Here is a 22,345-nt window from a genome sequence, read left to right as displayed (position 1 = left end):
TAGCATTATTAACATTCATGGTGGTATTAATAATAGTACTATGAATAACACTCTTATTAATACCGTTATTAACACGGATTCCACTTATGATAATAGCAAAACTTGCTTATACAAGGCAAGTTTATATTGCTGCATAACAAAAAAACCAAGTTATACTATAATTTACAATTAACATTATAGAATAACTTGGTTTTAGACATAAAATTATATCAAATGTGAGCAATATGCTTATACATTTGGTTTACTTCTCTATAATACTGTGCCGCGTCCTTGTAATTATTATTACCTTCATAACGCTTTGCCAGCAGCTCGGAATAAAGAATAAAATTCCCGTAGTCCTTTTGCTTCTTTAATAATGGAAGTAAATCTTTGACCAATAATTGTTCAAACAGGTTGAACTGTTCCTCAAGCAGATAATTATAGCTGCGCAAGATGTATTTATACACAAGATACGGCTGTTTATCCTTTAAATCATAGAATACATTTAATCCGTAATCAATATACTCTTCAGCCTCATCATAATAATTCGAATGGTAATATTCACGTACGAGAGAAGCTGTGATCTCCACTTTGGTATTCGCTGAGACGTCTGAATCATTTAAAATCCCTTTATAGTATTCAATCGCTTTTGTCGAATCACCCTTTGAAGCATATAGATAACCAAGATTCTGGTGAATCTTTTGAACGACTTTTTTATCATGAATGGTTTCTGCAAGCTGCAGACCAAGTGTGAAATTTTTAATTGCCTTTTCATAAAGCTTAATATGAGTATAACAAATTCCTAAAATATTATGGGCACGTGCACAGTGCAGGAAGCTATATTGCTTCATATACATTTCCAGAGCCTCTTCTGCATATTCGATTGCTTCAAGGGAGTTCCTCAGCTTAGAATGTGTCATCGAAATATAATACTTCAAGTCGGCCTCTGCCTTTTCCTCCAGGCGATGATCCTCTGTAATTTTTTCTGCCCGTTTGTATTGATACATGGAATGATAATAATTCTTCACCGCAAAGCTGTAGCGTCCGTTAAATAAATACCAGTAATACTGTTCTTCTACACTAAACGTGTTTACAACCTCTTTTAACTGCGTAATTTTATTGGCAGCCAAATCGATTCTTTCAATGAATAAAAAATAATTAATCTTATGAATCTCAAACATAATGAGGTGATTAGAATAATTTTTATCCATCAGCATCTGGATTTCCTGATAGGCAGCTTCCATGTCTTTTTCTTTGGTATTCTCATCAAGCATCTCATACCAATTCTTACAGAGTTCGCCGATTTTCTCCTCCTGGCTCTGATCTATTGTAATACAAAGCCGGTGACACAGCCTTCGGATAATATCCTCATTTGGTTCTGTTTTTTGATTCTCAATCTTCGATAAATAGGATAAAGAAACAATTCCCTCCGATAGCTCCCCTAGAGTCATTTTCTGCTTTGTACGCTGGATTTTGATATACGTCCCAATCGCTATCATGTTATCTTTCACCCCACACTTTTATACTTTTATCACGGCATAGCGGTTCGTGAAGCAACCGTCTCTGTAATAGAGAAATTTTGTTTGACTGCTTATCTAATTTTTTCATAAATAAAGAAAATTAGTGCGAAAGTGCTTAAAAACATTTTCCAATGATAAGCTATTTTAATTCCTTTGTCATTATATCTTCTATAAACCCATTGTACCATACTCTGCCGTTCTTCAATTTGGGAAAATCAATAGAAGAATCATTAAATAACTTTCGCCTTCCCGGAAAATTTTCTTAAAAAAAGAAAATCCACTGCTGCTAGCTGATAAACTGCTAGTAACAGTGAATTTCCTGATGCTTTAATCATAAATATGAACTTGAATTTCATCCTCACCCGCATTACGGTAAAGCAGACTCTCCGTCTTCTGGCTGGAAGTAATATTAACTTCTATATCATAATAGTTTGGAAACATATCTTCAATCAGACCATACACATACTGGGTAAAACCGATAACCTCTCCCTTGCCGTAAAATTCTATCGGGACATCGATGCGTAATTTCTGAAGCTCCTCATCTATATAGAAGCCTTCCCCTACCATTCCGACATAGTTTGGAAAGAAATCACGAATTTCATTTCCAAAGCTTGTTACAAGCTCTTGATCATCATAATATTTTTCCTGACCTTCATCAGAAGGGAAGAGGATATTTTCTTCTTCTACATCCTCCCAGCCGTCAATTGAGCTGCTCCCTCCATCCACATTTGTTTTAGCTACAAAATTTCCCGGCACAGGAGAAGCTTGCTCCTCTTCCCGGTAAATACCGATCATAATAGGAACATCACTGAGCTCTTCATCATTTTCACGAATATCATTGACAATATCCTGTGCAATTTCTGTTGCTTGTTCCATCATTGCACTTTCAGAGATATCTTCATATTGGTAAGGCTCGCCAGTATCTGTCTGGAATTGATAAACAGATTTCATCGCAAGTCCTATAGAGATTCCTTCTAAATTGACATTTCCATCCTCTGTCTGTGTTAAATAATTTTGTTCTAGAACATGGGATAAATAACGCGGATTTTCCCTGAAGGTCTCTTCATCTGCCCCTAGATTTACTTCAGGATTTAAATCATCAATCCAATTATTCACACGATCTTCTGTAAAATATTGCCCTTCTTGAAAATAATAATCTTCCGGACTATATGAATCCGTGGACAGACGGCGTAGTCCTTCTTCCATTTCATCAATATCTACACGGTTCGCCATTTGCCTTGTAATAACGCCTCTTGCCTCACTTGGCTGATATGGTAAAATCATTCGGTAATTTTCCCCTGAAAGTCTATTGCTAGGCACGATAGAAGTCTCTTCCTGGCTGCTGGCATCCTCCTGGACGACTTCCTCCTCGCTGGATGACTGCTGCTGCACACATCCGCTTAAAAACAGTGCCACTACACTAATGGATAGCATCCATTTTTTCAAAGCGAATCACTCCTCTCCCTCGGTCGCTTCTTTTAACTCTGTTTCACTCCACACTTCTATCCCCAGTTTTTCTGCTTTTTCCAGCTTTGATCCGGCGTCCGCTCCGGCAATAAGGACATCTGTTTTTTTACTTACACTGCCAGTCACTGCCCCGCCTAACGATTCAATCAGCTCTTTCGCTTCTTTTCTCGTATACTGCTCCATTTTACCAGTCAATACAACTGTTTTTCCAGAGAATAAGCTATCTGTTTTTATTTCTGATTTCTTTTGACCGGTGTAAGTCATATTTACACCCAGCTCTTTTAATTCCTTCAATAGCTGCGTCACTTTTTCTTCTTCAAAATATCGGACAATGGAATCTGCCATTTTCTCGCCAATTTCTTCAATGGCTACAATTTCCTCCAAGTTGGCATGCTGAAGCCGCTCCATGGTTTCAAATTCCATCGCCAGAGTCTGTGCTGCTTTTGAACCAATAAAACGAATCCCAAGTCCGAACAATAATCTTTCCAATGAATTGGCTTTAGAAGCCTCAATAGCATTTAAAAGATTAGTAACGGATTTTTCGCCCATCCGTTCTAAATTCAACAAATCCTCTTTTTCCAATCGATATAAATCAGCAATGGTATGGACCAAATCTTCACGGAAAAGCTGAATGATAACTTTTTCTCCTAAACCATCAATATTCATCGCATTCCGGGATACAAAGTGAATCAATCCCTCCATCAATTGTGCCGGACAGTTCGGATTGATGCAGCGTAATGCTACTTCCCCTTCTAGACGAACCAGTTCATTGCCGCAGTCCGGACATTCCTCAGGCATATGAAATTCTTTTTCTTCCCCGGTCCGCTGTTCGATAATCGAACGGACAACCTTTGGAATAATATCGCCTGCTTTTTTGATAACTACCTGATCCCCAATCCGGATATCCTGTTCACGAATTAAATCCTCGTTATGCAAGGAAGCCCGCTGCACAGTTGATCCTGCTATACGGACAGGTTCAAGAATGGCTGTCGGAGTCACTACGCCTGTTCTGCCGATGCTTAATACAATATCTTTTAAAGTAGTTACAACTTCTTCTGCCGGGAATTTATAAGCAATCGCCCACCGCGGGCTTTTCGCAGTAAAGCCCAGTTCATCCTGATGATCCAGGCTGTCTACTTTCACCACAATCCCGTCAATTTCGTAATTTAAGTCCTTGCGGTGTTCGGTCCAATACGTAACAAATTCCAATACCTCTTCAATGCTCTTACATCTTTTCCATTCTTTATTTGTTTTAAATCCCAGACGATGCAAGGCCTCTAAGCTTTCACTATGACTGGTGATATTACTGTTTTCCCATTCACCGACGCCGTATAGAAAAATATCTAAATTACGTTTAGCTGCAATTTTCGGGTCCAGCTGCCTCAATGATCCGGCAGCTGCATTTCTCGGGTTGGCAAACGGTTCTTCACCCTTTTCTTCCCTTTCTTTATTCATCTCTAAAAAGGACTTATGCGGCATAAAAGCTTCGCCGCGAACCTCCAAAGTTCCAGCTTCTTTGATACTTAATGGAATACTTCGTATCGTGCGCAGGTTAGATGTAATGTCTTCACCAATTCTTCCATCGCCGCGAGTGGAACCCAGAACAAATTTGCCCTCCTGATATTTTAGAGAAATTGCTAAACCATCTATTTTCAACTCGCACACAAAAGTAACCTCACCAGATACGCCTTCTTGAGCCCGTCTGGCAAAATCTCTTAGATCCTGCTCATTAAAAGCATTGCCAAGGCTCATCATTGGCGTTTCGTGCGTTACCTTCCGAAAAGCATCAAGCGGTTCTCCACCAATCCGCTGAGTAGGAGAATCCTCTCTAGCAAGGTCTGGATGCTCTTTTTCTAAATCCTCCAGCTCCCTTAACTTCTGATCATACTCCGAATCGGGTACAGTCGGGTTGTCCAATACATAATAGGAATAACCATATTGATTAAGGACTTCTACTAAGGAATCCATGCGTTCTTTGATTTCTTGTTTGTTCATTCTATTTTACTCCTTTGTTATGGGGGCAAATTTTGCAAGAAGACGTTTGATGCCTACCGGAGCAGGAAATGCTACATCTAATTCCAGCTTTTCTCCTTCTCCCTGTACTCTTACAACCGTACCCGTTCCCCATTTTTTATGAGCAGCTTTATCACCGACAGACCAGCTTTTAGATTCTGCTCCGCTGGACTTAGGTGCCTGCATTTTTTCAGCCCGTCTCTTCGGTGGTGCTTCCTGCTTCTGGCTCGAGCCAAAGCTGTTTCGCATGCTGCCAGATCCGCCAAATGGAGATTTTTGAGTTGTTTCCATGCCATCCATCAATTCCACCGGGATCTCATTGATAAATCGGCTGATTGGATTCATATTGGTACGTCCATATAAAGTACGCATTTGCGCATGCGTCAAATAAAGCTCCTCTTCTGCTCTGGTAATACCGACATAAGCAAGACGGCGTTCCTCCTCCATCTCTTCCTCGTCAAACATCGAGCGGCTGTGTGGAAATACATTCTCTTCCATTCCAATTAAGAAAACAACAGGGAACTCCAGTCCTTTTGCTGCATGCAATGTCATCAGGGTGATTTTTTGAGAATGATCCGGATCCTCTTCATCGACACGGTCAATATCTGCAATCAATGCTAAATCGGTTAAAAAGGCGATGAGCGTTTTGTCTTCTTCACTTGCTTTTTCAAATTCTTGTGTAACAGTTTTAAACTCTTCTAAGTTCTCCAGTCTCGATTGTGCTTCGATGGAACGTTCATTGTTCAGCATTTCTTCATAGCCGGTCCGTTCCAGCACAGCTTCTACCATATCTGTTGCTGTTAAAAACTCCTGCTGCTGTGTGAGCGAGCTGATAAGGCTCCCGAATCCTGCTAAAGCATTGGCTGCTTTTTTCGAAACACCGGTGAAATCAACTTCCTTCACTGCTTCAAAGAGAGAAATATCATGCTCTGCTGCATATGCCTGCAAGCGTTCAATCGACGTTTTTCCTATTCCTCTTTTAGGTTCATTTACCACACGCTGGAAGCTGATATCATCATCGGGATTCGTAATTAACCTTAAATAAGCAATCATATCCTTGATTTCTTTACGGTCATAGAAGCGTGTACCGCCAACCATTTGATAACTGATAGCTGATTTGACAAATGTATCCTCAATTGCACGGGATTGTGCATTGGTACGATACAATATAGCAATGTCACTTGGCTGGTATTTGCCTGACCGGGTTAACTGCTGAATGGTATCTGCAATATATAAAGCCTCTTCCTGCTCAGTTGCTCCTTTATAATAGGATATCTTTTTTCCGTCATCCTTATCCGTCCAAAGATTTTTCGGCTTTCGTCCAGAGTTATTGCCAATTACTTTATTCGCCGCCAGTAAAATCGATTTGGTAGAGCGGTAATTTTGCTCCAGCATGACAGTTTTCGCTGACGGATAATCTTTTTCAAAGGACAGGATATTCGTAATATCTGCTCCGCGCCAACGGTAGATAGACTGGTCTGAATCGCCGACTACACACAGATTTTGATACCTTTTAGCAAGCTGTTTGACCAGAAAGTATTGTGCATGGTTTGTATCCTGATACTCATCGACATGAATATATTGGAACCGTCTCTGGTAATATTCCAACACGTCTGGTACACGATCAAATAAATGAATCGTCTGCATAATCAGGTCATCAAAATCTAAGGACTGATTTTTCCGCAGCATTTTCTGATAGCCTTCATAAATCTGCGCTACTTGGCGGTCATAGAAATTACCGGCATTCTTCGCAAATTGATCTTCTGTAATCAGCTCATTTTTTGCTTTACTGATCTGTCCAAGCATCGCCCGGGGATCAAATTTCTTTGGATCAATATTGAGATTTTTAAGTACTTGCTTCACAACAGATAATTGGTCTGCGCTGTCTAAAATGGAAAAGTTCGAGGAATATCCAATCCGGTCAATGTCCCGGCGTAAAATCCGGACACACATTGAGTGGAATGTAGAGACCCACATATATTCACCTTGAGGACCGACTAATTTCGCTACCCGCTCCTTCATTTCTCTTGCCGCTTTATTGGTAAAGGTAATCGCTAAAATATTTCGGGGAGCTACTTCCTTCTCTCCCATTAAATAAGCAATCCGATGTGTCAATACGCGTGTTTTCCCGCTTCCGGCCCCCGCCATAATTAAGAGCGGACCTTCTGTATACCGTACAGCCTTCTGCTGCTCCGGATTTAATGTATTTATCATCGCTTCCAGCGTTTGCTCCATCTTATCTCTTCCTTCCTTGGTTATTCTCCTTTTTACACATCCTCTTTAACAGCTGCTACTGTCTTGAGTGCTTGTTTTATATCCGTATAAATACTATTTCCGACAATAATTGCATCAGCATGCTCTTTCATCTCTTTGGCCTGCTCCGGCGTCTCAATACCGCCGCCATAGAAAAGCTTGGTCTCATTAAGTTCTGCCTTCACCTCACGAACGACTTCTGCATCGCCATAGGTACCACTGTATTCCACATAAAAAATGGGCAGATGAAAAACGTGCTCTGCCATATATGCATATGCCTTTACATCTTCTATATCGGGCAATTCACAATTCGTATGCTGGAAAGCCTTTGCTTCTGGATTTAAAATGCAATAACCTTCAAAGTATACCTCACTGTACTCCATCATGTCGATATATTCCTTGATTGCTTTTTGCTGTATATCCATTACATATTTTTTCTCTTTTGAATTCAATACCATCGGAACAAAGTAAGTATCAAAGCCTGGAGTCAATGCTTCTTCATTCGAGATTTCCAAAACCACCGGCACCATGTGTGCTCTGCGAATCCTTGATAATAAGTCTAAAACCCCATCTAATGTAACGTCATCCGTGCCGCCGACTATAATCGCGTCGGTCCCTGATTCACAAATTTTATCTAAATCTTCATCAGATATTTCCTTTGCCGGATCTAATTTAAACAGATGCTTCCATTCATTTATATTCATAATCAGTACAAATCCTCCATTATTACATTCATCTCTTTATTATAACAAAAATCGGCATATGTATAGAACGGATAAGGTAAAGATTTTCAATATCTTAAGCAAAAACTTATTTACAAAATAGTGTTTATAAAGTGAAACTTCCTTCAGCGGGGATTTTTCGACGCACTACGCTCTATGATGGGACGAGTACTCTTAGACCCCAGCCAGTTACATTGCGATAAAATGAAAAAGAGAAATCGAAACTATTTCTCTTGCCTCAATAGTTTCGATTTCTCTTCTAGGCTTTATTCTTCTGATTCTTCTTTTTCTTTTTCCCCTTTGATATGCAGCCTTTTTAAAACCAAATTATAGCCGTCACTGCCATAGTTAATGCAGCGTCTCACTCGGGAGATGGTTGCAGTGGAAGCTTTTGTTTCCTGCTCGATGGCACTGTATGTTTTTTCTTCTGTCAGCATTTTTGCAACCCGTAAACGTTGTGCCAGGGATTGGATTTCTGACATAGTGGCAATATCATCGAAAAACTGATAACACTCCTCACGCGTTTTTAATGATAATATAGCATCAAACAATTGATCAAGCTGCTCCCCTCGTAGCTTATCTATTTGCACTTCATTTCCCCCTTATTTTCCCTGTCCTTCTCTGTACCATTCTGAAAAGAAGAATAGGAAATAGTATTTTATTCATCCAACGAAGCTTTCTTCTATAAACAAGAGCTTATTTTCGTCCATCAGAACAACTTTATTATACTAACGCATCGTAGCCGGAATTACAATTTCCCGTTTTTTCACATCCAGCAAACCCTGCTGTGTAATACGGAAGAAAGGCAGGTGGAAGGCAGAAAGAAATAACAGGCTGTAAATCGGATCTTCATAAGCATATCCGTGCGCTTTCAACACCTTTTTTATTTCCTTATTCATCGGAATCAATTCTTCCATCGCGTTCTTCGGCATCACTCCTCCAAGGGGAAGCGGCATTTCTGCTAAGATCTCCCCCTGGTCCACCAATACAATTGCTCCGCCCAGCTCTCTCATCCGTTTCGCGGCAATACGGATATCTTTCTTAGAATTACCAATATGAATAATATCTCCCGTAGCTGAAAAACTGCTGACCAGCGCACCGAGCTCCGGAGCAAATCCGCGAATAATTGTATTTACCCGCCACTTGCCGTGCTTATCAATTAACGCAATAAATTGCTCGCTTTTACTGGAGGGAATCTGATCAGCACTGACATCTGATACAATCGTATATGGCTGGATAATCACATCATTGACCATATCCATCCCGATTGGACTGGAAAACTGTAAATCCTCATCCGTCAGCTCCCAGTCAAATTCAACTGGTGTAATATCAAATTCTTCCCAATTAATGACGGATGGATAAGGAATTGCTTCGCTGTCCTTTTTGATCCATTTCCCTTTGCTTATCACGCTCTGCGGATGCGGATTTTGTTTATCTAAAAGGATATTTATATTAGCAACTCTTCCCGGCGCAATACTGCCGAATTCTTCTTCCATATTAAAATGTCTGGCAGGATGATAGCTCGCCATGCGATAAGCCGTTTCCGCAGGCAGTCCATTCTCTATTGCTTTCTCAATACAAACATTGATGATGCCATCTTCCATAAAGGCTGGTGTTGGTCCATCCATGGTAAAACTCATATTATCAAATTGCGATAATCCTTTATCCAGAAGGCCTTTGATTATTTCGGGCAAATCTGGACGGATCGGTGAATAACGAAGACTGACACGATAACCAAGCTCCAGCCGTTTTAACACATCCTCCGCTGTCATTGATTCATGATCACTCGAAATGCCGAAAAGCTTCATTTTCGTCAGAGTGCGGGAGGACGCGCCCGGCAAGTGGCCTTCTATCGGCTTGCCCAGCTTCTTCATCTCCTGAATCCAGTACAGCAGACGGTCACCGCCTGTCAGCAGGCTCGGCCAGTCCGTCAGCTCTCCTCCCTGAATAACCAGCGGATGCTCTGCCCAATCTAATACATCTCTCGTATTAAACACATGATCATCCTTCAATATGGTCTGGCTGTCAAAACGATTCCACCAAAACATATTTACCGGCAATTTCGAGAAAGCATTTATCATAGAGAACGTTTTCTTTTTATTTAACAGCAAATACCAGGTTAAATTATCATTTACAAAGGTCGTTGTTCCCGTTTTCGCAGCATACATCACCGTTTCTTCCGGATTGGCAGCCTGAAAAGGATGCGCATGCGGTTCGATGTAGCCTGGCACTACAAATTTCCCCTGACAATCATAAAAATTTGTTCCTGTTGTCTCTTCCGGCAGGTTCTCACCTACATATACAATCCTGTTCTCATCAATCCAAATATTCGCTTCAAGCCATTGATTTGTATATACATTTAAATAGGTTGCATTGGTTAAGACAATACTAGGGGCAACCGTCCCGTCGATTACATTGATATGCTGTCGTAATTCCCTATTTCTCCATAATGTCATTAAGCAACTCTCCACTATTTGTCATTTGTTTTTATTTTATCATAATGTCACGCTTTAATATAGTAAAGTTGATTATTTCTCTTATATTCATATATGGATACTATGTTTATATTTTTGTGTTGATCCTATACTTTTCAGTTTTAGGTCTGGCAAAATTCTACTGGGAGGCTAGATGAATAATCCTATTAAAAAATTCGCGTTGATTCAACGAGTGCTATGGGTATCCCGATTTTTAAACAGTGATTTTACTGTTAATATTCCATTTCCACAAAAAAACAGCGTAGTTTCTACACATTATGTAAAAACTACGCTTTGTTAATTTACTATCTGACAGAACGATTAAATGCAAGTCCAAAGCATCTTTAAAACTCCCTCTCTAAGAGTTTTAATTACTGTACATTCTCTACAAGATACGTTGCAATTTGCGGGAAGAAGCATAGCAGAATGATAAATAAAATCATAATAAGGGCATAAGGGATTACGCCTTTTACAATTTCCGCAATGGAATTCTTTCTATCCAGTCCTTTTAAAACAAAGAGATTTAATCCTACAGGAGGTGTGATTAACGCCAATTCCATATTAACAACCATGATGATAGCAAACCATATCGGATCAAACCCTAAAGCAGTAATAATTGGATACAGGATTGGCACCGTAATAACCAGAATAGATACAGTTTCTAAAAACATTCCTAATACCAGTAATAGTATGTTAATAAAAATAAAGATTACCCACGGAGAGACATCTGCCGAGGTAGCTGCCTCTGTAATTTGCTGCGGAATCTGTAAAATAGTTAAGATAAAACCGAGCATTTTAGCGCCAATGATAATAAATAGAATCATTGCGCTCGTATTAACTGTAGAAAGGATCATCTTTTTCAAACTAGCAAATGTCAGGTTTCGATATACAAAAATAGCAACGAGAAAGGCTAATACCACGCCGACGGCAGCTGCTTCTGTCGGTGTAAATATCCCTGAATAGATTCCGCCGATAATCACAATCGGCAGCAATAATCCCCAAATTGCTTTTTTAGACGCTTCCCAGCGTTCTGCCCATGTAGCAGGCTCTTCTTTTATATGGCGCATCTGAATAGAAGAAAAAATCATAAAACTTAACGTTAAGATAATCCCCGGCACGACACCGGCAATAAATAATTTCCCGACGGATTCACCAGTAAGTGAACCGTATAAAATCATTGGCACGCTCGGAGGAATAAGAATTCCCAGTGTACCGCCGGCTGCCAATAGTCCAAGCACATATTTCTTTTTATACCCACGGCGAACCATTTCCGGCAGGGCCACAGCACCTACTGTCACAGCTGTTGCAACACTGGATCCGGAAATAGCTGAAAAAATCGCACAGCAGAAAACGGTCGCTATACCTAATCCTCCCGGAAAATGTCTGAACCATCTGCTCGCCATTTCATATAAATCCCGGCCTACACCGCTCACAACAAGGATTTGGCTCATCAATATATACATCGGCAAAGCTGTTAAGGTAAAGTCATCCAAAGCAGAATACGCTATAATCGGGATCTGTGCAAAAGCGAAACTCCCGCCATTAAATAAATACATTCCCAGTACAGCCAGCATCCCTAAAGAAAAAGCGACAGGGAGACCGATAAGTAAGAATGTTGCTAAGCCTCCTACAAAAAATAGATTCATAGATGATCTCCCCCTTTATGTACGCCGCCATCGATCAGCTGTAAGATAAATGCGATAACGAGTAAAACGCCGCCTATCGGAATAAATAACTCTGGTAAATACATCGGTATGCGCAGCAAGGAGGTAGAAATAACTCCTAATTCAAATGTCATGAAAACATGAGTGAATCCGTACCATGTTAATAGAACACTAAAAAGTAATCCTATTACATTGCAAATATATCCGAATACCTTACGAGTTGTTTCGTTCACCCGATTAACTAATAAATCTACCGTAATATGCGAGTACGTTCTTACGGCATATGCCGTTCCTAAAAAACAGCTCCCTATAATCGCATAAGTAGATAATTCCGTTGCCCATGCAGTCGGCGTATCAAAGAATGATCTGGATATTACTTCATAAAACGTCATCAGCGTTGTCGCAATTATTAGAATTCCAGCCAAATATCCTGCATACTTAATTAATAAATCAGAAAATTTATATACTTTATTCATGCTATAACTCCCTTCCAAGTGATGAGCAACTTTTATTCGTCATCTACCATATCTAATAATTCTATGCCTGCTTCTCCCGCTTCTTCCTCAAATATTTTCCGTACCGGCATTGCCGCTTCTTTCCATATGTCGAGTTCTTCAGCAGGTACTTCATATACTTCCATTCCCCGGTCCTTCAACACTTGGAGTGTCCTTTCATCTTCTAATTTTGTCTGCTCGCGAATCCATTCCTCCGTTTCGCTGGCAGTATCTTCAATCAATGTTTGTGTATTTTCAGGCAATTCATCCCAAAAATCTTGGTTCACGCCTAGAATAAACTCAAAATAAGTATAATTATTTATCGTCAAATAATCTGTCACTTCATCATAACTGCGCTGAACCATTGCTGTTGTTCCAGATGTTGCTCCATCTACGGTTTGTCTTTGCAATCCCATATATACTTCTCCGCCTCCCATAAACACAGGAGATGCGTCATAAGCTTGAATTAACTCAGAAGGGAGTGTTCCTACACTGCGGATTTTCAAGCCTCTAAAATCTTCTGGTGATTCCAGCGGGCGTTTATTATTCGCAAATTGTCCAAAACCATAATCACCAAACATTAACACTTTCACGCCTACATCTTCCATTTCTGATCGAAGTATATCTCCAAATTCACCATTCAACGCTTCCCCTACTTCCTCATATGTCTCAAATACATAAGGGACATCAAATACACCCATAGCAGGCACCGTGGAAGACCAGATTGTAGACGAGTTCATTCCCATTTCCACACCGCCTGTTAAAAGAGATTGGTTCATATCTGTATCAGACAGCAGCTGTCCATTCGCAAAAACCTGCATGTCTATCTGACCGTTTGATTCCTCTTCTATTTTTTTGGCAAATTCTTCTATTCCTTCTGAAATATGATGACCTGATGGCAGGTTATAAGCTAATCGGATGGTCGCCGGTTCATATTCCTCTTCGCTTGCACCTGCTCCTTTCGAGACCTCGTCATCGTTGCTGCAGGCTGCTAAAATAATTCCTGTAAGAACTAACAGAAAAGAAAGGTGACGTAACCTCTTCATTTTATCATCTCCTTTATCGTGCGCTCTCTATCTAAATGGCGAATTCTTCCCAGAGGTGTTTTGGAAGAAAGACTTGCTGCAAAATCAGCAGCCTCGAACAGCTTGTTGACATCCACTCCTGTTCTAACTCCCATCCGCTCAAATAGATATACTAAATCTTCCGTTGCCAGGTTCCCCGCTGATCCTGGAGCAAATGGACATCCGCCAATTCCGCTTACAGCTGTTTCAAACATTCGTACTCCTGCTGAATACGCGGCATACGCATTCGCTGCTCCCAAACCTCTGGTATCATGAATATGGAAAGAAACCTTCGTATCTCCTGTCAACTCTAATACTTTTTTGAACAAACAATCCACAGCATCTGGTGTTGCAATGCCAATTGTATCCGCAATTCCAATTCTGTCTGCTCCGGCCTGTACCGCTTTTTTTACCAATTCGAGCACTTTTTCTTCCTCTACATGCCCTTCATAGGGACATCCAAAACTGACCGCAATCGAGAAGCAAATCTCCATTCCTTTTGATTTTGCTTCCCCCGCCACTTCTTTAAACATTTCGAAATTTCTCTCGATCGTCATTCCTAAATTTTTATCGCTGAAGGTTTCTGTTGCAGAAGCTGCCCAATTCAGTTCTAAATGCGGAAACTCACTTGCTCGCATAAATCCCCTTTGATTAGGAATCAATGCAATGGGCAGCACATTCTTATTGGAACGGAGCTGCTCTAATAACGCTTCTGCGTCGGCCATCTGCGGAACCTTTTTCGGGTGAACAAAAGAGGCAGCCTCAATTTTTTTAATTCCTGCTTCTGTCAGCTTATGGATAAGCTTTGCTTTCTCTTCTGTAGAAATATTTTTCGGTTCTATTTGCAGCCCGTCACGCGGACTTACATCAATAATAGTGACCTGAGCCATCAGATAATTCCTCCCTCTTTTAACCTTTTAAAATCCTCATAGGAGAAGTTTAGAAATTCCTTGTAGATTTCCTCATTATGCTGGCCGAGTACCGGTCCATTTGCTTCAATTTCACCCGGCGTTTCCGAAAGTTTTGGAACAATACCTGGAGTCTTTATTTTTTGGCCGTCATCCAGCTCAATTTCCTGAATCATGTCTCTGGATTGGTAATGTACGTCCTCGATAATATCCTTGATACTATAAATCGGGCTGACTGGAACGGAAGCTTCATCTAAAATCCGCTGCACCTCTTTGATTGGATGCTGTTTCGTCCACGATTCAATAACGTTATCAATATATTCCACATTATTCACTCTGTCTTGGTTCGTAGCATAGTTTGAATCTGCTGCCATATCCTCTCTTCCGATGGTTGTCATCAGACGCTGGAAGATCCGGTCTCCGTTTCCGCCGATAATGACATAAGAGCCATCCGCACACAGGTAGGAATTAGACGGAGCAACTCCCGGCAGTGTACTTCCTGTTCTCTCGCGAATCTCCCCTGTTAAATCAAACTCCGGAAGCATCCCTTCCAATAGGCTGAATACAGATTCATAAAGAGCCACATCCACTTCCTGTCCCTTTCTTTCCTCGTCCCGGTCCCGAACCCGCAACGCCATCAATGTACCAATAACAGCATATAGTCCGGCAACCATATCTCCAATAGCAATCCCGACCCGAACTGGCGGTAAATCCGGGTATCCAGTTAAATACCTCAGACCCCCAACCGCTTCTGCGACGCTTCCAAACCCGGCTTTTTCCCGATAAGGTCCTGTCTGACCATAGCCGGATATTCGCGTTAATACGATAGAAGGATTTACTTTCTTAAGGGTCTCATAGCCTAGCCCCCATCTCTCCAGCGTACCTGGTTTAAAATTCTCCAAAACGACATCCGCGTTTTTTGTCAGATTTTTAATGATTTCCTGTCCTTCCGCCTCACGAAGATTGACAGTAATCGACTTTTTATTTCGTGATTGAACATGCCACCAAACGGATGTATCCTTGTACATGACTCTCCAGTTTCTGAGCGGATCACCATTTTTCGGTTCTTCTACTTTAATCACTTCTGCTCCAAATTCAGAGAATAATTTCCCCGCAAAAGGAGCCGCTACAATATTTCCTAATTCTAATACCCTAATTCCCTCAAGAGGCTTTTTCTTACTCACTCTAATCCCTCCAACTCGTCTCTGTTCAAATTCAGAAAGTGTGTAAAATCTCTTTCAATATGCTGTTTCATTAATTCTTTTGCAGCATCTGCATCCTTCCTGGCAATGGCCTCCCATATTTGCTCATGATCAGCAAATGCGGTTTCTCTATGTGTCGGGTCTTTATCCACAATGACTTCCCGATAAAAACTATTCACCCCGCGCAGTGTCCCAAGCATGGATATGAGAAAAGGATTCGCGCTGGCTTCAATAATAATATCGTGAAAAGCTACCGTAACATGTTTTTCATTGTCATCCTGCTTTTCTTTGTGGTTGGCAGTATTTTCCACTTCCTGCCTCATCAAGCGCAGCTGTTCATCTGTCCGTCTGACAGCAGCATAATAAGCAGCAAGCGACTCCATCCCTATCCGGCATTCGTATAAATACCTAAAATCTGTAAGAGAAGGCTCTACAACTGTAACACCGCCGGTTTTTGATAAATTCAGAAATCCCTCTTTTTCCAGCATCCGTATCGATTCACGGATGGGACTCCTGCTAACATTTAATGCTTCTCCTATCTTTTCTTCTATTAATCTTTCTCCAGGTTTGAATTTTCCGACAATAATTTGCTCTCTCAAGTAATCGTATACTTGGCTTTTTAAGGTTTTCTTTACAATTTCTACGATAACGATCACCTCTTGTATACAGTATGCAAGTTCATTCGTTCATATTATTACAATAAAAGTAAAAAGTCAAACTATTTCAAAGATAAAAATGCAGATTTTTCTTCATTCAGAGAAAATAAGAAAACTCTGCATCCATAACTGGGTGCAGAGCTTCTTTAAGTTAATTCAATTATTGTAAACATACGGTTACTTTTTACTTAATTGATCCACCGCTAAAATAGCTTGGGCAACATCATCGGCAGTGATTTCTTCAGACAGGTTACCCATGGTTTCGCCTTCTTGTGTTGCTGCAACTCCAACCTTTTGTAAATCTTCATAGGATACTTCGTCCAAATGCATTTCTTCCAAGGTCGTCGGCAGGCCTAATGACTGATAAAAATCAATGTATTTTTGGATTTCCTGTTCTGGATGCAATTCCAGTACAAGCTGTGTCAGCGTACCATAAGCAACCTTCTCACCATGAGTTAAATGATGAATATCTCCATCCAGTACGGTAAAACCATTATGGATAGCATGTGCAGCAGCTAATCCACCGCTCTCAAATCCAAGTCCAGATAAGAGAGTATTTGCTTCCACGACCGCTTCCACTTGCTTTGTCACCAGATTTTTTTCCACTGCCTTATATGCTGCTTTTCCGTAAGCAAATAATGTTTTCTCACAGGCTTCTGCAATAGCACGTGCAGCAATGCTCGTCTTTCCTCCTGCCATTGCTTCTCCATTACTTTTAATCGTCGCTCTTGCTTCCACCCATGTTGCCATGGCATCAGCTATTCCAGAAGCAAACAGACGGGCTGGTGCACCAGCTACTACTTTCGTATCTACCAGCACTAATTCCGGGTTTTTATTGTAAAACTTATAGGATTCAAATACACCCTCATCGTTATAAATAACAGATAATGCACTTGTCGGTGCGTCTGTTGATGCAGTCGAAGGAACAATAACAACACTTACTTCCAGCTCATCCGCAACGGCTTTTGCTGTATCTAGTGTTTTTCCTCCTCCGACACCGATGATAAAGTCGGCCTCTGCTTTATTACCTTCTTCTGCTATGCGGCTGATTTCTGTTAAAGAGGCTTCGCCATTAAATGGAACAAAATGAAAATCGATATTTACATCTTTCAGACTGCTCTCGACCGTTTCCTCCGTTATCTCCCAAACTACGTCATCAGATATAATTAACGGCTTTTTCCCAACTGCTTCAACATATTTGCCAAGCTCGTTTAAAGCTCCTTTTCCTTGTACGTATTTGCTAGGTGAAGTAAAAATAACGTTAGACATCTAATCTCTCCAATACTTATATTTCCCTTTATTATACCCATCATTTGGATTACCAAAACAACAGAATATCCTTGCATCTCATATTCAGAAAATAGCAATATTTTGTCGTCACACCTTTTAAAAGGCAAAATAAAAAATGCAAAGGAGGTTTCCGTCCTTTGCATTTTTATATCTTTATTTAGCAATATCGCTCCGGTAAAAAAAGTTACCATTCAGTTCTGCTTTATCCAGCTGCTGATATACTTTGTCTGCAGCCTGTGAAAGTGTGTCTGCACGTCCGCCGATCAGGAGCACTCTGCCTCCGTCATTGACAAGCTTTCCATCTGTCTTTTTTGTTCCGGCATGAATAATATAGGTGTCTTCGGTATCTTCAAAACGCGGAAGCTCATTTCCTTTATTGTACGCTCCAGGATATCCTTCCGATGCAAGCACAACACCGACGCATGCTTCCTTATGCCATTCTAAATTTGGATTTTTTTTCGCTATTACATCCTGCAGGACCTGAACTAGATCATTCTTCAATAAAGGAAGAACGACCTGCGTTTCCGGATCGCCAAAACGTGTATTGAACTCAATTACTTTGGGTCCGTTTTCCGTCATCATTAGGCCCGCATATAGAATCCCCGTGAATGGTCTGCCCTCTTCCAGCATTCCTGCTGCTGTTTTCTCTAAAATCTGTTCAACAGCGAACTGATAATCTTCTGCCTTCAAATCCGGAATCGGCGCAAAAGCTCCCATACCGCCTGTATTCGGACCTTCATCATGATCAAAAGCCCGTTTATGGTCTCTTGCTGCCATCATTGGATAGACCTTATCCTCATGGACAAATGCCATTAAAGAGAATTCAGCGCCCTCTAAATATTCTTCAATAACTACGGTGGAACCGGCCTGATCAAATGCTTTGTCCACAAGCATATCATCGATTGCCTGAACAGCTTCCTCCTCTGTCATCGCCACAATAACACCTTTTCCTGCTGCTAAACCATCTGCTTTGATTACAATAGGAGCGCCTGTTTCCGCAATTCTCTTTTTCGCTTCTTCAGCATCCTGATAAACGCCGTAAGAAGCAGTAGGGATCTTATATTTTTTCATAAAATCCTTTGCAAAGCTTTTACTGCCTTCCAGCCATGCCGCTTCTTGTGTGGGGGCAAAAACTGCAAGGTTTTCCTGTTGAAACCGGTTGGTGATTCCGGCATTTAACGGATTCTCAGGGCCAACAACCGTTAAATCAATTGCCGCTTCTTTTGCAAAAGCTGCCAGTTCTTCGATGTTCATTTCATCAATGGGAACACATTCGGCTTCTTCTTCCATGCCGGCATTTCCAGGAGCAACATAAATCTTGTCTAACTGCAGGTTTTCCTTTAACTTTTTGATGATACTATGCTCTCTGCCGCCGCGTCCTACAACTAATATTTTCATAGCTTCCCCTCCAATTTCAGCTTCTTCCCTGCTAAAAAGCTCCTGCATAAACGAATTAAGAAGAAATACAGGAGCTCTATATTAATGTTTAAAATGACGAACAGCTGTAGTCACCATGGCAATCCCGTATTGATTACATACATCGATGGAATCTTGGTCGCGTTTGGAACCGCCCGGCTGAATAATCGCTGTGACACCGGCTTTAGCTGCTGCTTCTACGGTATCCGGCATCGGGAAGAAGGCATCTGATGCAAGCACAGCTCCTTTCGCTTTATCTCCAGCCTGTTTAATGGCAATCTCTGCTGCTCCGATCCGGTTCATCTGACCGGCGCCCACACCAATGGTCTGTGCATCCTTTGCAAGCACGATTGCATTTGATTTCACATGCTTCACAGCTTTCCAAGCGAATAGTAAATCAGCTATTTCCGCTTCAGTCGGCTGCTTTTCCGTTACCACTTCTAAGTCCTCGTTCGTCACTTCTTTGACATCTAAATCCTGGATAAGAACTCCACCGTCAACGGTGGTCATCCGTTTTTGGTCAGCCTGCTGATTCGAAACATCCAATTCTAAGAGACGGATATTTTTCTTCTCTGTTAGTAAAGCAAGTGCATCCGCCTCAAAAGAAGGTGCAACGACGATTTCTAAGAAGATTGAAGAAAGCTGCTCTGCTGTCTGTACATCAACCGGACGATTGCAGGCTACAATCCCTCCAAAAATAGAAACAGGATCCGCTTCATACGTACGTCCAAATGCTTCTGCCAATGTTTCCCCAATACCGATGCCGCATGGATTCATATGCTTGACCGCAACGGCAGCAGGGTCATTATAGTCCCGCAAAATTTCTAATGCTGCATTGGTATCCTGAATATTATTATAAGAAAGCTCCTTGCCATGCAGCTGGTTGGCAGTTGCCAAGGTTGCTGCATTTTGAATAGGTGCTTTGTAAAAAGCTGCCTGCTGATGCGGATTCTCTCCATAACGTAAATCCTGCACCTTTTCATAGGTTACGGTATATGTTTCTGGAAATACTTCTTCTGTCTGTGTTTGGAAATAAGCTGCAATCATCGCGTCATAATGTGCTGTATGACGGAATACTTTCGCTGCTAATTTCTGACGAAAAGCATAGTTATCCTCTTCCGTTTCCAGAGCTGCCAGAACAGATGGATAGTCAGCCGGGTCGGCAACAACGAAGACATCTGCAAAGTTTTTCGCTGCAGAGCGAAGCATAGAGGGTCCGCCAATATCAATGTTTTCAATAATTTCATCATGGCTTACCCCTGATTTTTGAACTGTTTCTTTAAACGGATAAAGGTTAACAGCTACAAGATCGATTGGAGCAATATGATGCTCCTCCATTTGCGCACGATGATCTTCATTGGTTCGTTTTCCTAAAAGCCCGCCATGAATCATCGGATGCAGTGTTTTTACTCTTCCATCAAGCATTTCCGGAAAGTTTGTTACTTCCTCTACCGGAATCGCCTGGACGCCAGACTCTTTCAATAAACGGATGGTTCCGCCGGTTGATAAGATTTCAAATCCTTTTGCTTCGAGTCCTTTTGCAAATTCTGCGACCCCTGTTTTATCAGATACACTAATAAGCGCACGTTTTTTCATTATAATTCCTCCGTTATATTCTGCATAAGTTGATTGATTACATTTGGATATAAGCGATGCTCCACGGCTTGGATTCTCGTTTTCAGCTGCTCTTCCGTTTCTTCAGGCAGCCTTTCTATTTCTTCCTGTGCAATGATTGGGCCGGTGTCCATGCCCTCATCTACATAATGAATCGTTACTCCTGTCTTGGAAACACCGGCTCTATAGGCTTGGCCAATCGCGTCTTTCCCAGGAAAGTCCGGTAAAAGGGAGGGATGTATATTAACAATCCTGCCTTCATATTGTGAAAGTAAGGTCTCTCCGATAAGCCGCATATAGCCTGCTAAGAAAATCCATTCAACTTCTAAATCCTGCAGTTTTTCAGCAATCACTTTTTCATACTCCTGTTTAGAAGCATACCTTTTTGGCTCTGCTACAAGCGTCTCGACACCATAACCTTGAGCCTTTTTGATAACCGCTGCTCCCGGCTTATCACAAACAAGCAGCACGATCGAACTCGCAATTTTTTCATCCAGCATCATGGCATCAAAATTACTTCCTGTGCCTGATGCAAACACACTAACCCGCTGTTTCATGAAGAAATCTGCACCCCTTCACCTGCAATGACCTCTCCGATAACTGCTGCTTCGACCTTGTTCTCCTGCAATATATCACAGGCTTTCTGCGCTTCTTCATTAGATACAGCTACGACCATGCCGATGCCCATATTGAAAACACGGTACATCTCACGTGCATCGATTTCTCCTCGTTTTTGCAGGAATGGAAAAATCTCAGGAACATTCCATGCCCCTTCCTGTACTGCTGCTCCAAGGCCATCTGGCAGCATCCGCGGAATATTTTCATCAAACCCGCCGCCGGTAATGTGTGCAATTCCTTTAATATGTACCTCTTCTTTTATAGCTTGAACCGCTTTTGCATAAATCTTCGTCGGTTCCATCACGGCTTCACTTAGAGGTTTTGATAATCCATCAGGAGTTTCTTCAAAATCCAAACCTTCAATTAGCTTGCGGACAAGCGAGTAGCCATTGGAATGAATTCCGCTCGAAGCGAAGCCAATCAGCGTATCTCCCTCTGCTATGGTTTTTCCTGTAATAATCTCTGCTTTCTCGACGATACCTACCACAAAACCAGCTAAATCATATTCATCTGCATCATACATCCCCGGCATCTCTGCTGTCTCACCGCCGATTAATGCAGCTCCTGCCTCCTGGCACCCTGCTGCAACACCAGAAACAATCGCTTCGATCCGTGCCGGGTCATTTTCCCCGCAAGCAATATAATCTAAAAAGAAAAGCGGGTCGCCCCCCTGAGCAACAATATCATTGACACACATCGCTACTAAATCAATTCCTACCGTATCATGCTTATCCAGTTCGATTGCCAGCTTTAATTTGGTGCCGACGCCATCTGTCCCGGAAAGCAGGACAGGCTCTTGATAGGAAAAGGAGGATAAATCAAATGCTCCTGCAAAGGAACCTAAAGAGCCCAGCACCTCTTTACGATGTGTTTTTTGAATATGTTTTTTCATTCGCTCTACTGCTTCATAGCCTTTTTCAACATCTACACCAGCTTGTTTATAAACATCTGACATCTTTTCGCCCTCCAACATGGTTTTGATTCTAGTGTG

General features: G+C 41.4%; 18 protein-coding genes. All 18 read right to left on the bottom strand.

The window, feature by feature from the left end:
• Window positions 1-209: 209 nt before the first annotated feature.
• On the bottom strand, window positions 210-1,478 hold the full coding sequence (locus tag MKY65_RS08165; protein WP_339183889.1) for a helix-turn-helix transcriptional regulator: 1,269 nt from the start codon (window positions 1,476-1,478) through the stop codon (window positions 210-212).
• 348 nt (window positions 1,479-1,826) lie between these two features.
• The gene (locus MKY65_RS08160) at window positions 1,827-2,945 is read right to left on the bottom strand and encodes a CamS family sex pheromone protein (RefSeq protein ID WP_339183887.1); all 1,119 of its coding nucleotides are present in this window, start codon (window positions 2,943-2,945) and stop codon (window positions 1,827-1,829) included.
• A 6-nt stretch (window positions 2,946-2,951) separates the two neighbouring features.
• Window positions 2,952-4,961: an NAD-dependent DNA ligase LigA gene (ligA, locus tag MKY65_RS08155; protein ID WP_339183885.1), complete on the bottom strand. Its 2,010-nt coding sequence runs from the start codon at window positions 4,959-4,961 to the stop codon at window positions 2,952-2,954.
• A gap of 6 nt (window positions 4,962-4,967) precedes the next feature.
• Window positions 4,968-7,214 (bottom strand): DNA helicase PcrA, encoded by a 2,247-nt coding sequence (pcrA, locus tag MKY65_RS08150; RefSeq protein ID WP_339183883.1) that lies wholly within the window; start codon window positions 7,212-7,214, stop codon window positions 4,968-4,970.
• A gap of 32 nt (window positions 7,215-7,246) precedes the next feature.
• On the bottom strand, window positions 7,247-7,939 hold the full coding sequence (locus MKY65_RS08145) for a heptaprenylglyceryl phosphate synthase (RefSeq protein ID WP_339185160.1): 693 nt from the start codon (window positions 7,937-7,939) through the stop codon (window positions 7,247-7,249).
• Between the two features lie 281 nt (window positions 7,940-8,220).
• The gene (locus tag MKY65_RS08140; protein ID WP_339183881.1) at window positions 8,221-8,544 is read right to left on the bottom strand and encodes a YerC/YecD family TrpR-related protein; all 324 of its coding nucleotides are present in this window, start codon (window positions 8,542-8,544) and stop codon (window positions 8,221-8,223) included.
• A 138-nt stretch (window positions 8,545-8,682) separates the two neighbouring features.
• Window positions 8,683-10,410, bottom strand: a complete 1,728-nt coding sequence (locus MKY65_RS08135; RefSeq protein ID WP_339183879.1) for an adenine deaminase C-terminal domain-containing protein — start codon at window positions 10,408-10,410, stop codon at window positions 8,683-8,685.
• Window positions 10,411-10,799: 389 nt separating this feature from the next.
• Window positions 10,800-12,074: a TRAP transporter large permease gene (locus tag MKY65_RS08130; RefSeq protein WP_339183877.1), complete on the bottom strand. Its 1,275-nt coding sequence runs from the start codon at window positions 12,072-12,074 to the stop codon at window positions 10,800-10,802.
• Entirely contained in the window at window positions 12,071-12,568 is a 498-nt protein-coding gene (locus MKY65_RS08125; RefSeq protein WP_339183875.1) for a TRAP transporter small permease, read from the bottom strand. Before MKY65_RS08125 ends, MKY65_RS08130 begins: the two co-directional genes overlap by 4 nt.
• A 32-nt stretch (window positions 12,569-12,600) precedes the next feature.
• The gene (locus MKY65_RS08120) at window positions 12,601-13,632 is read right to left on the bottom strand and encodes a DctP family TRAP transporter solute-binding subunit (protein ID WP_339183873.1); all 1,032 of its coding nucleotides are present in this window, start codon (window positions 13,630-13,632) and stop codon (window positions 12,601-12,603) included.
• On the bottom strand, window positions 13,629-14,540 hold the full coding sequence (locus MKY65_RS08115; RefSeq protein ID WP_339183871.1) for a hydroxymethylglutaryl-CoA lyase: 912 nt from the start codon (window positions 14,538-14,540) through the stop codon (window positions 13,629-13,631). Before MKY65_RS08115 ends, MKY65_RS08120 begins: the two co-directional genes overlap by 4 nt.
• Window positions 14,540-15,742 (bottom strand): CaiB/BaiF CoA-transferase family protein, encoded by a 1,203-nt coding sequence (locus MKY65_RS08110; RefSeq protein WP_339183869.1) that lies wholly within the window; start codon window positions 15,740-15,742, stop codon window positions 14,540-14,542. The genes MKY65_RS08115 and MKY65_RS08110 overlap by 1 nt, the downstream gene beginning before the upstream one ends.
• The gene (locus tag MKY65_RS08105) at window positions 15,739-16,416 is read right to left on the bottom strand and encodes a GntR family transcriptional regulator (RefSeq protein WP_339183867.1); all 678 of its coding nucleotides are present in this window, start codon (window positions 16,414-16,416) and stop codon (window positions 15,739-15,741) included. Before MKY65_RS08105 ends, MKY65_RS08110 begins: the two co-directional genes overlap by 4 nt.
• A gap of 177 nt (window positions 16,417-16,593) precedes the next feature.
• On the bottom strand, window positions 16,594-17,685 hold the full coding sequence (locus MKY65_RS08100) for a glycerol dehydrogenase (RefSeq protein WP_339183865.1): 1,092 nt from the start codon (window positions 17,683-17,685) through the stop codon (window positions 16,594-16,596).
• 174 nt (window positions 17,686-17,859) lie between these two features.
• Window positions 17,860-19,104 (bottom strand): phosphoribosylamine--glycine ligase, encoded by a 1,245-nt coding sequence (gene purD / locus MKY65_RS08095; RefSeq protein WP_339183863.1) that lies wholly within the window; start codon window positions 19,102-19,104, stop codon window positions 17,860-17,862.
• 81 nt (window positions 19,105-19,185) lie between these two features.
• Entirely contained in the window at window positions 19,186-20,718 is a 1,533-nt protein-coding gene (purH, locus tag MKY65_RS08090) for a bifunctional phosphoribosylaminoimidazolecarboxamide formyltransferase/IMP cyclohydrolase (protein WP_339183862.1), read from the bottom strand.
• The gene (gene purN, locus MKY65_RS08085) at window positions 20,718-21,293 is read right to left on the bottom strand and encodes a phosphoribosylglycinamide formyltransferase (RefSeq protein ID WP_339183861.1); all 576 of its coding nucleotides are present in this window, start codon (window positions 21,291-21,293) and stop codon (window positions 20,718-20,720) included. Before purN ends, purH begins: the two co-directional genes overlap by 1 nt.
• On the bottom strand, window positions 21,290-22,309 hold the full coding sequence (purM, locus tag MKY65_RS08080) for a phosphoribosylformylglycinamidine cyclo-ligase (protein ID WP_339183859.1): 1,020 nt from the start codon (window positions 22,307-22,309) through the stop codon (window positions 21,290-21,292). Before purM ends, purN begins: the two co-directional genes overlap by 4 nt.
• Window positions 22,310-22,345 lie beyond the last annotated feature (36 nt).

Origin of the sequence: Oceanobacillus sp. FSL W7-1293, from assembly GCF_037969815.1 — a bacterium.
Classification (GTDB): domain Bacteria; phylum Bacillota; class Bacilli; order Bacillales; family Amphibacillaceae; genus Oceanobacillus; species Oceanobacillus oncorhynchi.
This window is presented reverse-complemented; position numbering and strand designations above follow the sequence as displayed.

What these genes read in the sequence shown, in the direction of transcription:
- MKY65_RS08120 (WP_339183873.1), bottom strand. Translation starts at nt 13,632, where the DNA reads ATGAAGAGGTTACGTCACCTTTCTTTTCTGTTAGTTCTTACAGGAATT.
- MKY65_RS08115 (WP_339183871.1), bottom strand. Translation starts at nt 14,540, where the DNA reads ATGGCTCAGGTCACTATTATTGATGTAAGTCCGCGTGACGGGCTGCAA.
- MKY65_RS08100 (WP_339183865.1), bottom strand. Translation starts at nt 17,685, where the DNA reads ATGTCTAACGTTATTTTTACTTCACCTAGCAAATACGTACAAGGAAAA.
- MKY65_RS08135 (WP_339183879.1), bottom strand. Translation starts at nt 10,410, where the DNA reads ATGACATTATGGAGAAATAGGGAATTACGACAGCATATCAATGTAATC.
- pcrA (WP_339183883.1), bottom strand. Translation starts at nt 7,214, where the DNA reads ATGGAGCAAACGCTGGAAGCGATGATAAATACATTAAATCCGGAGCAG.
- ligA (WP_339183885.1), bottom strand. Translation starts at nt 4,961, where the DNA reads ATGAACAAACAAGAAATCAAAGAACGCATGGATTCCTTAGTAGAAGTC.
- MKY65_RS08125 (WP_339183875.1), bottom strand. Translation starts at nt 12,568, where the DNA reads ATGAATAAAGTATATAAATTTTCTGATTTATTAATTAAGTATGCAGGA.
- purM (WP_339183859.1), bottom strand. Translation starts at nt 22,309, where the DNA reads ATGTCAGATGTTTATAAACAAGCTGGTGTAGATGTTGAAAAAGGCTAT.
- purH (WP_339183862.1), bottom strand. Translation starts at nt 20,718, where the DNA reads ATGAAAAAACGTGCGCTTATTAGTGTATCTGATAAAACAGGGGTCGCA.
- purN (WP_339183861.1), bottom strand. Translation starts at nt 21,293, where the DNA reads ATGAAACAGCGGGTTAGTGTGTTTGCATCAGGCACAGGAAGTAATTTT.
- MKY65_RS08165 (WP_339183889.1), bottom strand. Translation starts at nt 1,478, where the DNA reads ATGATAGCGATTGGGACGTATATCAAAATCCAGCGTACAAAGCAGAAA.
- purD (WP_339183863.1), bottom strand. Translation starts at nt 19,104, where the DNA reads ATGAAAATATTAGTTGTAGGACGCGGCGGCAGAGAGCATAGTATCATC.
- MKY65_RS08130 (WP_339183877.1), bottom strand. Translation starts at nt 12,074, where the DNA reads ATGAATCTATTTTTTGTAGGAGGCTTAGCAACATTCTTACTTATCGGT.